This is a genomic window from Pseudomonas fuscovaginae SE-1 (genome assembly GCF_000364705.1).
Lineage (GTDB): Bacteria > Pseudomonadota > Gammaproteobacteria > Pseudomonadales > Pseudomonadaceae > Aquipseudomonas > Aquipseudomonas fuscovaginae_A.
Genome location: NZ_AQOH01000318.1, coordinates 1 through 523, shown reverse-complemented (window position 1 = coordinate 523; position 523 = coordinate 1). Strand labels below are relative to the sequence as shown.

Annotated in this window: 1 protein-coding gene; it reads right to left on the bottom strand. The window is 70.6% G+C overall.

All coding sequences use genetic code 11. The annotated features are described in order from the left end of the window. On the bottom strand, window positions 1-523 hold a 523-nt coding region (locus K675_RS31395), incomplete at both ends, for an amidase family protein (RefSeq protein ID WP_037007203.1).

Sequence of the window (523 nt, the reverse complement as noted above, 5' to 3'; positions counted from 1 at the left end):
TCGGCGACCACCACGTCGAGCACTTCCAGCAGGTCGGCCATGGTCCGCGCATAGGGCACCACCACGTCCATGGTCGGCGTCAACGGCCAGTTGCCGCGCACCGAAATCACCCCGCGCGACGGCGTGTAGGCGCACAGGCCATTGTTCGAGGCCGGCCCGCGACCGCTCGACCAGGTTTCCTCGGCCAGGCCGAAGGCGCAAAAGCTCGCGGCGGTCGCCGTGCCGGCACCGTTCGACGAGCCCGAGGCAAACGGTGCGGTCAGGTAATCGGCGTTGTACGGGCTTTCCGCCCGGCCGTAGACGCCGCGCTGCATGCCGCCGTTGGCCATCGGCGGCATGTTGGTCTTGCCCAGGCAGATCGCCCCGGCCGCGCGCAGGCGCTCGATGGTGAAGGCATCGCGCTGGGCGACCAGGTCCTTGAAGGCGGGGCTGCCGGAGGCGGCGGTCAGGCCCTTGACCAGGTAGCTGTCCTTGGCCGTGTAGGGAATGCCATCGAGCGGGCCCAGGGTCTCGCCGCGCGCCC